The organism is Bradyrhizobium sp. NBAIM18 (genome assembly GCF_020193825.1).
GTDB lineage: Bacteria > Pseudomonadota > Alphaproteobacteria > Rhizobiales > Xanthobacteraceae > Bradyrhizobium > Bradyrhizobium yuanmingense.
On record NZ_JADYVO010000025.1, the window covers coordinates 15,473 to 29,276 of the forward strand.

A 13,804-nucleotide genomic window follows, 5' to 3' on the forward strand; every position below is an offset into this window, starting at 1 on the left:
AGGAACTCTCCGCGAGTCCACTCTCACCTCCCCCGCGGAGACTCCCCCTCACCCCAACCCTCTCCCCGCAAGCGGGGAGAGGGAGCGCACCTCCTGTAGGACTCTCCTATGCGTCTTCCCGACTCCGTCACGGGATCGTTTCTCGTCGCGCTCGGCGCGGCTGCCGCCTATGGCGGCTACATTCTGCCGCCGGTGCCGGGGCAGCCGGTCGGCCCCAATGTCTTTCCGCTGGTGATCGGCTGCGGCCTTGCACTGTGCGGGCTCGCGATCGTGTTCGGCATCGGACGCTCCTTCGAGGAGGAGGAAGAGCTGGTCCCGTTCGAGGACGGCCAGGCGGCTGCCCCGCCACCGCAGGGCAAGCTCTACGGCCTGCGCGCGCTGCTGCCGCCGGCGCTGCTGCTGTTCTACGTTGTTGCCGCCGACCGGCTCGGATTCATCATCACCGCGGCGATCATGGTCTACGTGACCTCGACCGCGCTCGGGGCGAAGTGGAAGCTGGCACTGCCGCTCGCGATGCTCTCGCCATTCGCCATTCATCTCATCTTCGGCAAGCTGCTGCGCGTGCCGCTACCGGTTGGCCTGCTGCCGACACCCTGGTGATCGATGTTGAAGACCCTGATTGATGCGTTCGCGCTGATCTCCACCTGGGAGGTCATCATCTCCATGTTCGCAGCCTCCGTGTATGGCCTGGTGATCGGCTCGCTGCCGGGCCTGTCGGCGACGATGGCGACCGCCCTGCTCGTCCCCGTCACCTTCTATCTGTCACCGATCGCGGCGATCGCGACCATCGTGGCGGCGTCCTCGATGGCGATCTTCTCCGGCGACATTCCCGGCGCGCTGCTGCGTATCCCGGGCACGCCCGCATCCGCGGCTTACGCGGATGAAGCCTACGCCATGACGCGCAAGGGCCAGGCCGAGCTCGCGCTGGGTGCCGGCGTCTGGTTCTCCGCGGTCGGCGGCATCGCCGGCGTGCTGTCGCTGATGATCCTGGCGCCGCCGCTGGCCGAGATCGCGCTGTCGTTCTCGACCTTCGAATATTTCTGGTTGGCGCTGCTCGGCCTGATGTGCGCCACCTTGGTGGCGCGTTCCTCGCCCGTCAAGGCGATCGCCGGCATGTTCATCGGCCTGCTCGTCGCCTGCATCGGCATCGAGAATCCCGGCGGCATCCCGCGCTTCACCTTCGGCCTGACCGATCTGTTCGGCGGCATCGAGCCGATCCCGGCCCTCGTCGGCGTGTTCGCGGTGGCGCAGGTGATGCGCGCGATGCTGACGCCCGAGCCGCCGCCGCTGCCGCGGCGCAAATTCGGAAGCATCATGGCCGGCCAGTGGAAGCTGACTAAGCTCTATCGCTGGCAGATGACGCGCGGGAACATCGTCGGCATCATCATCGGCGTGCTGCCCGGTGCCGGCGCCGACATGGCCGCCTGGGTCTCCTATGCGATGTCGAAGCGCTTCTCCAAGGAGCCGGAAAAGTTCGGCACCGGCCATGTCGAGGGCCTGGTCGAGGCCGGCGCCAGCAACAATGCCAGCATCGCCTCCGGCTGGGTGCCTTCGCTGCTGTTCGGCATCCCCGGCGACACCATCGCCGCGATCGCGATCGGCGTGCTCTACATGAAGGGCCTCAATCCCGGCCCGACGCTGTTCACCGAGAAGGCGTCGAGCATGTACGCGATCTACCTGATGTTCATCATCGCGAATATCCTGATGATCCCGCTCGGCATCGCGATGATCCGCGTCGCCACCTACATCCTGCTGGCACCGCGCTCGGCGATCATGCCGATCATCATGCTGTGCTGCGCGGTTGGCTCGTTCGCGATCGGCAACAACATGTTCGGCGTCGTAACAGTCGCCGCCTTCGGCGTGATCGGCTATGTCATGGAGACGAACGGCTATCCCGTCGCCGCCATGGTGCTCGGCATCGTCATGGGCACCATGGTGGAGCAGGCCTTCGTCACCTCGCTGATCAAGTCGGACGGCAGCATCTTGCCGTTCTTCGAGCGTCCGGTCGCGGCCATCCTCGCCGCGATGGCGATCGGCGCGCTGCTCTGGCCGGTCATGGTGTGGATCTGGCGCAAGGTGAAGCAGCCGCAAGCCTCGGCGGCAACAAGCCGGTGATATCGGGCGGGCGGGCCCTCGCCTGCCCCGCCGGGGCGTTGTAAAGCAGGGGCATGACTGAGAAGAAGGCCTCGCTCAACATCAAATCCCTCGCCAAGGAGCTCCGCGCCGGCAGCCGCGCTGCGCTCGCCCGCGCCATCACGCTAGTGGAGAGCCGCCGCGGCGACCATCAGGTGCTGGCGCGTGAGCTGGTGCAGATGCTGCTGCCCGACACCGGCAAGGCATATCGCGTCGGAATCACCGGCTCGCCCGGCGTCGGCAAATCCACCACGATCGATGCGTTGGGTACGTATCTCATCGAGCAGGGCCACAAGGTCGCGGTGCTCGCGGTCGATCCGTCCTCGGCGCGCAGCGGCGGCTCGATTCTCGGCGACAAGACCCGGATGGCGCGGCTGTCAGCCTCGAACGACGCCTTCATCCGACCCTCGCCGTCCTCGGGCACGCTTGGCGGCGTCGCGGCGAAGACGCGCGAAGCGATGTTGCTGTGCGAGGCCGCCGGCTTCGGCGTCGTGCTGGTGGAAACCGTCGGCATCGGCCAGTCGGAGACCGCCGTCTGCGACATGACCGACTTCTTCCTCGCCCTGATGCTGCCGGGCGGCGGCGACGAGCTGCAGGGCATCAAGAAGGGCCTGGTCGAGCTCGCCGACATGATCGCGATCAACAAGGCCGATGGCGACAATTTAAAGCGCGCCAAGATCACCGCGGCCGATTATCGCGGCGCGCTGCATATCTTGGCGCCGCGGTCCGAGCATTGGCATCCGCCGGTCGAGACCTATTCGGCGCTGACCGGCGATGGCATCGCAAAGATCTGGCAGAAGATCCTGGATCACCGTAAGGCGATGAACGCCTCCGGCGATTTCGCCGCGCGGCGGCGCGAGCAGCAGGTGAAGTGGATGTGGTCGATGCTGGAGCAGCGCATGCTGGCACGGCTGCGCAGCGAGGCGTCGGTGCGGACCAAGGTTCGCAAGATCGAGGCCGAGGTCGCCGATGGCCACCTCACCCCGGCGCTCGCCGCCGAGCGGATCCTGGAGTTGCTGCAATGAGCGACAAGCTCCGCCTTCTCCTCACCGGCTTCGGTCCGTTTCCCGGCGCGCCTTACAATCCGACCCAGCCGCTGGTGGCGCGGCTGGCGCAATTGCGCCGGCCCGCGCTCGACGATGTCGTGCTCTCGAGCCACATCTTCCCGGTCACCTATGCCGCGGTGGATCGGCAATTGCCCGACGTGCTCGCTGCGCAAAAGCCCGACGCGCTGCTGATGTTCGGCCTCGCCGCCCGCACGCCTTACCTGCGCATCGAGACGCGGGCGCGCAACGCCGTCACCATGCTCTGGCCCGATGCGGCCAACACCCGCTCGGCCAAGCGCGGTATCGCCGGCCATGCCGACGCGATGATGTTCGGCCCGCACACCGCAAGGCTGCTGCGCGCGGCGCGCCTCACCGGCATCGACGCGCGTCCCTCGCGCGACGCCGGCGCCTATCTCTGCAACTACTTAAGCTGGCGCGCGATCGAGCGCGTGAAGGCGGGCGGACCCAGGCTTGCGGCGTTCATCCACATTCCCCTGCTCGCGCGCAGCGGCGGCGTGCGCCGCAAGGGCGCAGCCCGCATCACGCTGGAGGAACTGGTGGATGCGGGGGAAGCGATGCTGATGGAGATGGTGCAGTTGGCGCGCAAGGCGCGGAACACGCCGGCCTCGTAGGGTGGTCAAAGCGAAGCGTGCCCACGTCTTCTGTTTCTGCCTCGGACAGGTGGTGGGCACGGCGCAAGCGCGCCTTTGCCCACCTACGCACCGTCTTTTGCGTAAACATTTAACCCTACCGCGAACAATCCTCACGGTCCTCGCCCTGCTGCGCTACGAAACCGCTGCGGACACCTCCCGCGTCCGCCGGAGGACGCGTCATGAACCTCAATCGCCGTCATCTCATCGGGGCTTCGACCGCGGGCATTGCCGGCGCGCTGGCCATGCCGGCCGATGCCGCGCGCGCCGCGCCGCTAACGTCGCTGCTCGGCCGCGATGTCACGCAATATGGTGTGCGGCCCGGCAGCAGCGAGGACCAGACCCGCGCGCTGCAGCGTGCCATCGACGAGGCCGCGCGGGCGCAATCGCCGCTCGCCTTGCCACCCGGCGTGTACCGGACCGGTCTGTTGCGGCTGCCGAACGGCGCGCAGCTGATCGGCGTGCGCGGCGCGACCAAGCTCGTCTTCACCGGCGGCGCCTCGGCGATCCAGAGCGACGGCTCCGATGCGATCGGCCTCACCGGCATCACCTTCGACGGCGGCGGCATCCCGCTGCCGACACGGCGCGGCCTGATCCACGCCCTCGGCGGGCGCGACGTGCGCATCAGCGAATGCGCCATCACGAGCTCGGGCGGCAGCGGCATCTGGCTCGAGCAGGTCGCGGGCGACATCTCCGGCAATATCTTCACCGACATCGCGGTGACAGCGGTCGTGTCGTTCGACGCCAGGGGCCTCAGCGTCTGCCGCAACACGATTCTCGGCACCAACGACAACGGGATCGAGATCCTGCGCACCGCGATCGGCGATGACGGCACGCTGGTCGCCGACAACCGCATCGAGAACATCAAGGCCGGCCCCGGCGGCTCGGGCCAGTTCGGCAATGCCATCAACGCCTTTCGCGCCGGCAACGTGATCGTGCGCGGCAACCGTATCAGGAATTGCGACTATTCGGCGGTGCGCGGCAACTCGGCTTCGAACATCCACATCAGCGGCAACAGCGTCAGCGACGTGCGCGAGGTCGCGCTCTATTCCGAGTTCGCATTCGAGGCCGCGGTGATCGCCAACAACATTGTGGACGGCGCGGCCGTCGGCGTCTCCGTCTGCAATTTCAACGAGGGCGGCCGCATCGCAGTGGTTCAGGGCAACATCATCCGCAACCTGATCCCGAAGCGGCCGATCGGGACCGCGCCCGACGACGATGCCGGCGTCGGCATCTACATCGAGGCGGATTCTTCGGTGACCGGCAACGTGATCGAGAACGCGCCGTCCTACGGCATCGTCGCCGGCTGGGGCAGATATCTGCGCGACGTCGCGATCACGGGCAACGTGATCCGCAAGGCGCTGGCCGGCGTCGGCGTCTCCGTTGTGCCGGGCGCCGGCACCGCGCTGGTCAACAACAACATGATCTCCGAGACGCCGCGCGGCGCCGTCGTCGGCCTCGATCACGCCCGCGCGGTGACGTCGGATCTGTCGGCCGACGGGGCACAGCGGTTCGCGCAGCTGGTGGTCGGCGGCAATGCAGTGCGGCGCTAGAACGCGTTCCGCAGCAGCGGGTACTTCGCTTCGAGGCCGTCGAGGCTGAAGGTGAATTCGACGACGCGCTCGGGGGCGGCGACGATTTCCTCGGCGGGCGGGGCGAACTGCGGCAGGAGCGTCGCCATCGCTGCAGGCGCGGCCTTCGGCGGCTTCGCGGCAGGCACGGGCGGCCTCACTTCCGGCGCGGCGAATGGCGCGGTGGCGGCCGGCTCCGCGAGCGGCGATCTCACGGCAGGCGCAGTGAACGGTGCCTTCGCAGCGGGTGCCCTCAGCGGCGGCATCTCGGCAGGCGCGGTGAACGACGGCCAAGCTACGGGCATAGCAAGCGGCGCGATCGGGGCTTCGGTGATCTCCGCGAGCACGTCGGGCTTCGGATCGAGCCTGACCGGCGTGGTGGTCTCGGGGACGATGTGAACGGCCTTGGGCTGCATCGTTTGCGCCTGCTGCTCGCGCGGCGCCATGCGAGGCATCGTCGCCGGCGACCAACCGAATGCCGGCGTCACGCTCGCAGCCGCCTCGGCGACATCCGCGCCGGTCGCAAGCGCGCGCCAGGTCTGGACGGCGCGCTTAGCTTCCTGGATGTTTTCGAGGAAGGCGATCTCGGAATGATAGCGGCGCCAGCGGCCGGTCTCGAACATCTCGGAGAGATGTTGCAGGCGCTGCTCGGCGAGAGCGCACCAGCGCGCTGCGATGTCGCGGCCGACGGCCACGGCATGAATTGACTCTTGGCGATGTGTCATGAACCAGCCCGTCAGGAGAAAACACGGACGCGGGGGACGCAACGCACACGAATCAATTTAGACGCGACATGAATATTTTGTGGAAAAGTTTTGACTTGTCCAGCAACGACGCGGCATTCGTCGTCAAACACCGTAGTCGTGCGGTGATTTTCTGTGTTTTCGAGTCAAGCTTCGCACAAGCATGACGGAGTTGCGGCAGGACGCGCTCGCGACGGCGACCGAGGCCACGGCGATCTTCAACTGCAAGCTGAACGGATGCGAAGCTTCGAAAGATCGGACGCCCAAAAGAAGAGACCCGTCCGGGGGGACAACCGGACGGGTCGAGCCATATGGGCGCTTGGGGTGGATGGGCGCTCGCGCCTGATATGACTGATGGGGAGGGATGACCGCTCCCACATCAGTTGGTCGGGGCAGCGGGCTGAACGTTCAATCCGGGGGTTCGCTTTTTTGACGCTGTCCCGTCGCGCAGCTTTGTCGCGGCCGCTATCGCGCCGCCGGCCTATCTGCCTGAGAAACCGCGGATTTATCCTCCGCGCTCGACAACGAAGGCTGCTCGATCGCGCGTATGCCCGGCTCGTCGCGACGCTTCGGAGCATCTTCACGTTTTGTTGTACCGGGGGCAGCAGCGACCGGCGTCGCACTGTCGGCAGGAACAGCCATGACGGCGGCAAACGCGTCGGCCTGGCCGTCACCGAAGAGGTCGTCACGCCCGGGAGAGCCGAGGTCGCGTGCGGTCTTGACCAGCGCCGTGCGCAGCGCTTCCGGCTTGAGTGCGTGGTTGCGCTCGAGCAGCAGCGCCGCGACGCCTGAGACATAGGCGGCCGAGAACGAGGTTCCCGACGTCACCTGGTATTTGCCGTCGGGTGCCGGCAGGAAGATGTCGACGCCGGGGGCCGCGACGGCGATGTAGTTGCCGCGGTTGGAGGCGGAGAACAGCCTGTCCTGCCGATCCGTCGCGCTGACCGCAATCACGTTGGGGTTGGCCGCCGGATAGAGCGGCGGCGATTTCGCCCCGGCATTGCCGGCGGCGGCGATCAGAATGAGACCACGCGCGGCCGTCGCCGCGATCGCGCGCTCGATCACCGCGTCCTTCGGACCGGCAAAGCTCATATTGACGATCTGCGCGCCGTGCTCGGCGGCGTAATTCAGGGAACGCAGGATGATGTAGGACGAGCTCTCGGCACCGCCATTGGCACCGCCGAAGGCACGGATGGCGATGATGCGGGCCTCGGGGGCGCTGCCCATCAGACGGGCATGGGCCGCGATCGCCCCGGCGATGCCGGTGCCATGGACGTGCGGCCCTTCGGCACTGCCGAGCGCGTCAAAATTGTCGGCGACGGAATTGGCGAGCTCGGGATGCCGGGCGTCGATGCCGGAATCGATCACGGCGACCGTGACGTTGGCCCCGTGCGCCAACGTGTGCGCCTGCGGCAGGCGCAGCTTTGCCAGCGCGTATTGCGCAGGATCGCCCTCGGTGGCGGCCGACGATTTCTGGTCCTGGAGCACGTAGCGGAAGTTCGGCTGCAGCGAGCGCACGCTGCCGTCGGCCGCGAATTCGCGCCGCACGGTCTCATAGGGCCGGCCGTCGGAGATGCGGAACAGGCCGAACGTGGCTCCGATCAGCGGGAAATTCTCGGAAGCGAGGCGGGTCAGGCCGTGGCGACGCGCCAGCTCGTCGGCCTCGGCCGTCGATAGCGCGCCGTCGATCTCGGCGACGAATTCGCCTGCGAAGCTGCGCGAGGTCAGCGCCACCGGCGTGTTGTTGCCGCGCCCTTTGCCGGCGCTCTTCTTGCCGGATTTTCCGGTGCCCTCGCCGCCCGCGTTCGGCTGCGCCAGACATTCGCCGTCGGCACTGCGATAGGCTGCGGTGCAGGCCGGATAAAGGTTCGGCGAGTAACGCGCATAGGGCAGCACCGGCGTCGTCGGCCGGATGCGCGACGTCGTGGTATGGGGAATGGTCGCCATCGTCCGCGGGCCGCGGCCAACGCTTACCGCGCGCGCAGCGATGTTCGGGCTGACCCGCGGGGTGATGTTTGGAGAGACGGTCGGCGTGCGCGAGGGAACGCTGATCGTCGGCGGGCGCATGATCGCCTGCGCCTGCGCAAGCTCCACGCCGAAACAGAAGGCGACCAGAAGCGCAACGCCGACGGATAAAGCGCGGGCCCCAGTGCGCACCCTGCTCTCGGATTTGCCCGTCATCGGCTCGGCGGCGCGCCTAGGGCGCCGCGACGGCGAGGTTGACGAACTTCTCGCGCTGCATCCTGCCGAGCAGCGAAGCGAGCTCGTCCTGGCTCATCGCCTTGTCGAACTGGAGGCGGAACATGCCGCCCTTGGCATCGCCGATGATCGAAGCCTGGTAGCTGTCGAGCAGCGCGGTGATGTCGGCGACGCGCGCCTCGGGGGTGAAGCGCACCAGCGCGCGCGCCGGCGCGGCGGCGCTACCAAGCTCGCGCGTGATCGGTGCGCTGGTCGAGAGCGAAGCGGTCTGGAAGGTCGCCGGCTGGTTCTTCATCAGCACGGCGCCGATGATGCCGGCCTGCAGCACGAGCGCGACGGCACCGAGGCTCGCCGACCACGCCAGCGTGCGCGGCGACAAGCTCGCGAAGAAGGTCGAGATACGTGCCGACAGCGGCAGCGAGCCGCTCGCCCTCGCCGGCTCGGCATCGATCGCGGCGAACAGCTTCTGCATCGCGCGCGCCGACGGAGCGCCCAGGCTCTCGTTCAGATGAATGGTTTCTTCGTACTCGCCGCGGATCGCCGCATATTGCTTCGCCAGGTCCGGATCGCGCGCCAGCGCTTCCTCGACACGGCGCGCATCGCGCGCGTTCAGCGTGCCGGCAGCGTGCCAGGGCAGCAGCAGTTCAATTTCACTGGGCTCTTGCTCCAGCATCTTCTTGCTCAAAGCCATCATGGCCAGCCTCGCTCGACGCCGGCTGCCTTCAGCAGTTCGGCCAGTTTCTTGCGCGCATAAAACAAGCGCGTCTTCACAGTGTTCTCCGGTATCCCGACGATTTCGGCCACCTCTTCCACGGACTTCTCGTGGTAGTAGACGAGATCGACGATTTCCCGATGATCCGGCGAGAGGCCCGTCAGACACTCCCGCAACGCCTCACTGGTGTCCTTCTTCTGCACCACCGTTTCCGGATCGTCGGACGTATCCTCGATCGCGTTGGCGGCGTCTTCGTCCAGCTCGAAATCCTTCCTGCGCCGGAGCGCAGACAGGGCCTTGAATCGGGTGATTGCCAGCAGCCAGGTGGAAACGGCAGATCGGCCCTCGAATTTGCCGGCTTGACGCCAGACGTCGAGAAACACCTCGCTGATGAGGTCTTCCGCCGCCTGCTCGTCCCGCACGAGCCTCAGCCCGAACCTGTAAACCCTGACATGGTGCCGCCCGTACAGCACCTGCATAGCGAGCCGGTCACCTTGAGCGATCCTGGCGATCAGGATCTCGTCTGAAGCCGCCTGTGTCGCGCTCAATGGCCGTCTCGCAAGGTTGGTCGGGTCGATGCGGTGGACGGTTCGATGTGGGGGGCAAAATTGTTCAACCTACCGCAGTCATACGGGGGCCTGTGTGAGCTACCCCACATACGGGCATTTTTCTTGTCCCACCCGTGGTGGTCAGCGTCGCTCATCCGAATCGGTACCATAATACTGCGATATTTCCTGCGGAATGCCTGCCCGGACATTGGCAGCCCGGCCTCATCCGGTTCCATAGCAGCCCCGCACCACCTTTGTCGCGCCAAGCCTTGCTTCGGCTCGACCGCAGCGCACACGATGCGTGATCATCGGTAAAATTCTCACGCTAGATGATCGCCTTGTTCCCTACTGCACGGCTCGGATTCGATTTCAAAGGATACCAAACCTAAAGGCTTGCCGCGTAGGTTTTTGCGCTGACATCCACCATTGGCGGGACCATGGGTACGGCCGCGACGTCCCTTCCGGAGAGGAATGCCGCAGAGGTCGCGGATCTCGTCCTCGCGCCCGAGACGACGGCGCCCGAGGTCAGGGCACGCCGCGTCTGGCAGCGCCGCCAGATGTATATCGGCCAGGTCGCGAGCTACTCGCTGGGCGGCGCGGTCCTGCTGCTCTACGCCTATGACGGCGCGGTCTCCATGGCCGTTCCGACGCTGTTCTGGCTCGGCGGCCTTCTGATCATCGGGACTTTCACGGTGCTGTCGGAGGCCGGTTTCGGCGACCGTTTCGACGATCATTACCTCACCGTCTATCAGATCTCGGCGCATATGGCGCTGCAACTGGTGTTCCTGCTCGCGGTGCCCACCATCGGAGTCGCGTTCCTTGCCGTATTGTTTCTGATCTTCGCGTTCGGCACGCTGCGGATGACGTCGAGCCAGGCCATGCTCACCTGGGGCCTCGCCACCTGCGGGCTCACCGTGGTTTTCCTGGGATCGAACCTGCCGATCGGACTGCCGGTCGCGACCCGGCTGCAGCGGACCGCCTCGATGCTCTGCTTCGTGCTGGTGATCGGGCAGTGCGCCTTCCTCGGCCTGTTCGGCGCCACGTTACGCAAGATCCTGTACAAGCGCAGCATCGAATTGAAGGCCGCCTATCGACGCATCGAGGAACTGGCTGAGCTCGACGAGCTCACCGGCTCCTACAACCGCCGCTGCATCATGCGGCTTCTCGACACCGAGATTGAAAAGTCGCGGCGGGCATCCACACCCTTCGCGATCGCGCTGATCGATCTCGACTGGTTCAAGCGCATCAACGACGCTTACGGCCATCCCATTGGCGATGAGGTGCTGCGCACCTTCGCGATCACCATTTTCGCCAACATCCGCCCGGCCGACAGTTTCGGCCGCTACGGCGGCGAGGAATTCCTGCTGCTGCTGCCGGATACGTCGGGTGACGTCGCGCTCCGCACGCTCGAGCGCCTGCGCGGCATCGTCGCCGATCTCGACTGGGGCGCGTTCTCCCCCAGCATGCGGGTGACCATTTCCGCGGGCGTCGTGACGCTGCGCGACGTCGATACTGCCGACACGTTTCTCGCGCGCGCCGACAGCGCGCTCTATTCCGCCAAGGCGCGAGGGCGCAACTGCATTGCAACGAGCTGACCGATCCATTTTCCTCCGGTGCGACGGAAGTCGCTGCCGGGCCGAACGCTCCAGGACAGAGCAATGAGATCCAATTCCGCAAGACCATCCGAAAGCCTGCTCGAGGAGTTGCAGGCTGCCCTCTCGCACGGCACCGTCGCGCGCCGGGTGGAGACGCTCCGCCGCGTCACCGATCTCTTCGTGGGCAACGCGGTCGACTATTCCGACGACCATATCCGCGTGTTCGACGACGTGTTCCAGTGCCTGATCGAGCAGATCGAGACGTCGGCCAAGGCGCTGCTCGCCGAGCGGCTCGCGCCGATCGCGGCTGCGCCGCCGCAGATCATCCGCACGCTCGCGCTCGACGAGGTGATCGAAGTCTCCGGCCCCGTGCTGTCGAAGTCGGAGCGGCTGGATGAGGCAACATTGGTCGAGATTGCGCGCACCAGGAGCCAGGCGCATCTCAAGGCGATCTCGCTGCGGCGGACGCTGTCGGAAGCGCTGACCGACGTGCTGGTGGCGCGGGGCAATGAGGACGTGGTGCAGTCGACGGCCGGCAATCCGGGCGCGCGGTTCTCGGAGGAGAGTCTCGCCGACCTCGTCGTCCGCGCCGAGCGCGACGAGGACCTCGCCGGCTGCATCGGCCTGCGGCCCGACCTGCCGCGCCATCACTATCTGAGGCTGGTCGCCAAGGCATCCTCGAGCGTGCGCAGGAAGCTCGCGGCTGCGCATCCCGAGCTCGCGGACGAGGTGTCGAGGGCCGTCGAGGAAGCGGCCCAACGGGTTCGCGCCGTCGCCAGGACGAAACAGACGGAGATGGCTCGCGCGCTGGTGAAGTCGCTGCACGAGGACGGCCGCCTCAACGAGCTCCAGGTCGCCACCTTCGCCGAGCAGGGCAAGTTCGACGAGACCAACGCGGCGCTGGCCGCACTCGCAGGGATCGCGGTCGAGATCGCCGAGACCATGATGATCGAGAGCCGCACCGAAGGCGTGATGATCCTCGCCAAGGCCGCGGGCATGCAATGGTCGAGCGTGCGCGCCATCATCGCCTTGCGCGAGAAGCTCTCCGGCGGGTCGCAGACCGACATGCTGAAGCTGCGCGACACCTATGAGGCGCTGCGCCAATCGACCGCGCAACAGGTGCTGCGCTTCCACCGCATGCAGTTGCACGCGACGCCGGCGGCATGAAGCCGGCGCGGCTAAAGCGCGATGAGATTTGGATGGATCGTCATCGCGCTTTAGGTTGTTGGTTGCGCATGATCTTTCCGGAAAACCGCTTCGCACTTTTCCGGATCATGCTTTAATACCGCAAGACCCTCGATCCGACCGCCGCGCCGATCGCCGTCACCAGCGCGGTCGCGAGCGTGTACCAGGTCGCGACGAACAGCGGGGAATCGTCGGTGCAGTGCGAGGCATAGAGGGTCGCCGCAAGTCCCGCCGACACCAGCCCTGCGAGCGCTCCGGCGAGCGCGGGACTAGACGGCGCGCCGTGGCGCAGGCCGAACAGCGCCCCCGCAAGCAGCGGCAGCGCCATTGCGGGAATCGCGACCATGCAGACCCTAGAGTTCTTACCCACCAGGCGCATCGTCATCGGCATCGCCGGCGCCATCATCGCCTCGCTGCCAATCGCCACGGCGAGCAGCCCGACGGGAAGCAGCAGCAGCCAGCCCCAGCCGCGCAGCAGGGCTTCGGGACGCGACAAATGAAGGCTGACGATGATGGCGGGGATTGCGAGCGACAACGTCACCGCGAACTTCATGTCGAAGAACGGGTTGCGCATGGCGCTCATGACGTCGGCGCGCACGCCGAAGAACGTCGCAAAGATCAGGATCGACAGCGGCGCAGCCACCAGCAGCGCCATGCTCAGCACCGCGCCGACGCGGGGCGCGCGGTGCAGATTGTCGGCGGCGAGCGAGCGAATGAGTTGATCGGTGTCCATGATCAATGGTCCCGCAATTTGGCGGTCAGCGCCGCAAGTCCGCGATGCAGCGCGACCCGGACCGCACCCTCGCTCATCGACAACCTTGCCGCCGTATCCTTGATCGAGGCGGCCTCGACCGCGATTGATTGCAGCACGTCGCGCTGACGCTGCGGCAGGGTTCCGAGCTGGGCGGCGACCTCGCCGGCCGAAGCGGTGTCCTGCGGCGCCTCGCCCGGCAGCGTCTCGGCGAAATCGTCGATGTTGACGAACACGCGCCTGCCGCGCCGCCGGAGCGCATCGATCAGCTTGTTGCGGCCGATCGCAAACAGCCAGGGCGCGAAGGGGGCTTCGCTGTCCCAGGTATGCCGCTTCAGATGTACCGCCAACAGAATCTCCTGCACGATATCCTCGGCTTGGTCGGGCGGCTGACCTGCCCGCGCCAAGCCACGCCTCGCGGCGGCCCGCAGCACCGGCGTGACTGCCTTCAACAGACGATGATACGCCGCATCATCGCCAGCCATGGCCGACCGCATCAGGCCGGTCCATTCGTCCTCACGTCCGCGCACCCGCGCCCCTCACCATGCAATTCGGCCGCTCTTTCAATTTGTTACGCGGGCGCCAAAATTATCACGAGTTCGTGATCAAGATCCGGGCCGCGCGACCGATGCGGCCGCAAACATCTGCGACGGCTCTTAACACCGATCGGT

The 13,804-nt window shown here is 66.6% G+C and carries 13 protein-coding genes; 7 read left to right on the plus strand and 6 right to left on the minus strand.

Annotated features, from left to right (window positions below; translation table 11 throughout):
* Positions 1-108: 108 nt before the first annotated feature.
* The 5 genes from I6F17_RS32945 to I6F17_RS32965 all read left to right on the plus strand — a co-directional run bounded on the left by I6F17_RS32945 (position 109) and on the right by I6F17_RS32965 (position 5,382).
* Positions 109-600 (plus strand): tripartite tricarboxylate transporter TctB family protein, encoded by a 492-nt coding sequence (locus I6F17_RS32945; protein ID WP_109144402.1) that lies wholly within the window; start codon positions 109-111, stop codon positions 598-600.
* Between the two features lie 3 nt (positions 601-603).
* Positions 604-2,115, plus strand: a complete 1,512-nt coding sequence (locus I6F17_RS32950; protein ID WP_225131227.1) for a tripartite tricarboxylate transporter permease — start codon at positions 604-606, stop codon at positions 2,113-2,115.
* Between the two features lie 53 nt (positions 2,116-2,168).
* Positions 2,169-3,158 carry a methylmalonyl Co-A mutase-associated GTPase MeaB gene (gene meaB, locus I6F17_RS32955; protein ID WP_036042916.1) on the plus strand — a complete coding sequence of 330 codons (990 nt, stop codon included), beginning with the start codon at positions 2,169-2,171 and terminating at the stop codon, positions 3,156-3,158.
* Entirely contained in the window at positions 3,155-3,811 is a 657-nt protein-coding gene (locus I6F17_RS32960) for a pyroglutamyl-peptidase I (protein ID WP_225131229.1), read from the plus strand. Before meaB ends, I6F17_RS32960 begins: the two co-directional genes overlap by 4 nt.
* Positions 3,812-4,011: 200 nt before the next feature.
* Positions 4,012-5,382 carry a TIGR03808 family TAT-translocated repetitive protein gene (locus I6F17_RS32965; protein WP_225131230.1) on the plus strand — a complete coding sequence of 457 codons (1,371 nt, stop codon included), beginning with the start codon at positions 4,012-4,014 and terminating at the stop codon, positions 5,380-5,382.
* Here the strand turns inward: I6F17_RS32965 and I6F17_RS32970 are convergent.
* From I6F17_RS32970 to I6F17_RS32985, 4 genes are all read right to left on the minus strand, one after another.
* Entirely contained in the window at positions 5,379-6,095 is a 717-nt protein-coding gene (locus I6F17_RS32970; RefSeq protein WP_225131257.1) for a TIGR03809 family protein, read from the minus strand. The two genes, I6F17_RS32965 and I6F17_RS32970, sit on opposite strands and share 4 nt — an antisense overlap.
* 513 nt (positions 6,096-6,608) lie before the next feature.
* Positions 6,609-8,324, minus strand: a complete 1,716-nt coding sequence (locus I6F17_RS32975; protein WP_225131231.1) for a S8 family serine peptidase — start codon at positions 8,322-8,324, stop codon at positions 6,609-6,611.
* A 16-nt stretch (positions 8,325-8,340) separates the two neighbouring features.
* Positions 8,341-9,036 (minus strand): hypothetical protein, encoded by a 696-nt coding sequence (locus tag I6F17_RS32980; protein WP_036006022.1) that lies wholly within the window; start codon positions 9,034-9,036, stop codon positions 8,341-8,343.
* On the minus strand, positions 9,033-9,602 hold the full coding sequence (locus tag I6F17_RS32985) for a sigma-70 family RNA polymerase sigma factor (RefSeq protein ID WP_036006024.1): 570 nt from the start codon (positions 9,600-9,602) through the stop codon (positions 9,033-9,035). Before I6F17_RS32985 ends, I6F17_RS32980 begins: the two co-directional genes overlap by 4 nt.
* Positions 9,603-10,039: 437 nt before the next feature.
* On the opposite strand from I6F17_RS32985, the gene I6F17_RS32990 reads away from it, so the two are divergent.
* Both I6F17_RS32990 and I6F17_RS32995 read left to right on the plus strand, forming a co-directional pair.
* Positions 10,040-11,197 carry a GGDEF domain-containing protein gene (locus tag I6F17_RS32990; RefSeq protein WP_036042903.1) on the plus strand — a complete coding sequence of 386 codons (1,158 nt, stop codon included), beginning with the start codon at positions 10,040-10,042 and terminating at the stop codon, positions 11,195-11,197.
* Positions 11,198-11,260: 63 nt separating this feature from the next.
* A complete protein-coding gene (locus I6F17_RS32995) occupies positions 11,261-12,364 on the plus strand; it encodes a DUF2336 domain-containing protein (RefSeq protein ID WP_225131232.1) in 1,104 nt (367 codons plus the stop codon).
* Positions 12,365-12,476: 112 nt separating this feature from the next.
* Here I6F17_RS32995 and I6F17_RS33000 read toward each other — a convergent pair whose 3' ends face one another.
* On the minus strand, positions 12,477-13,115 hold the full coding sequence (locus I6F17_RS33000; RefSeq protein ID WP_225131233.1) for a DUF1109 domain-containing protein: 639 nt from the start codon (positions 13,113-13,115) through the stop codon (positions 12,477-12,479).
* Between the two features lie 2 nt (positions 13,116-13,117).
* Entirely contained in the window at positions 13,118-13,663 is a 546-nt protein-coding gene (locus I6F17_RS33005; protein WP_036042899.1) for a sigma-70 family RNA polymerase sigma factor, read from the minus strand.
* Between the last annotated feature and the right edge of the window lie 141 nt (positions 13,664-13,804).

Bases quoted from the DNA above. Each gene is read 5' to 3' on its own strand.
- I6F17_RS32975 (WP_225131231.1), bottom strand. From the start codon at position 8,324: ATGACGGGCAAATCCGAGAGCAGGGTGCGCACTGGGGCCCGCGCTTTA.
- meaB (WP_036042916.1), top strand. From the start codon at position 2,169: ATGACTGAGAAGAAGGCCTCGCTCAACATCAAATCCCTCGCCAAGGAG.
- I6F17_RS32950 (WP_225131227.1), top strand. From the start codon at position 604: ATGTTGAAGACCCTGATTGATGCGTTCGCGCTGATCTCCACCTGGGAG.
- I6F17_RS32960 (WP_225131229.1), top strand. From the start codon at position 3,155: ATGAGCGACAAGCTCCGCCTTCTCCTCACCGGCTTCGGTCCGTTTCCC.
- I6F17_RS32990 (WP_036042903.1), top strand. From the start codon at position 10,040: ATGGGTACGGCCGCGACGTCCCTTCCGGAGAGGAATGCCGCAGAGGTC.
- I6F17_RS32980 (WP_036006022.1), bottom strand. From the start codon at position 9,036: ATGATGGCTTTGAGCAAGAAGATGCTGGAGCAAGAGCCCAGTGAAATT.
- I6F17_RS32945 (WP_109144402.1), top strand. From the start codon at position 109: ATGCGTCTTCCCGACTCCGTCACGGGATCGTTTCTCGTCGCGCTCGGC.
- I6F17_RS32965 (WP_225131230.1), top strand. From the start codon at position 4,012: ATGAACCTCAATCGCCGTCATCTCATCGGGGCTTCGACCGCGGGCATT.
- I6F17_RS33000 (WP_225131233.1), bottom strand. From the start codon at position 13,115: ATGGACACCGATCAACTCATTCGCTCGCTCGCCGCCGACAATCTGCAC.
- I6F17_RS32995 (WP_225131232.1), top strand. From the start codon at position 11,261: ATGAGATCCAATTCCGCAAGACCATCCGAAAGCCTGCTCGAGGAGTTG.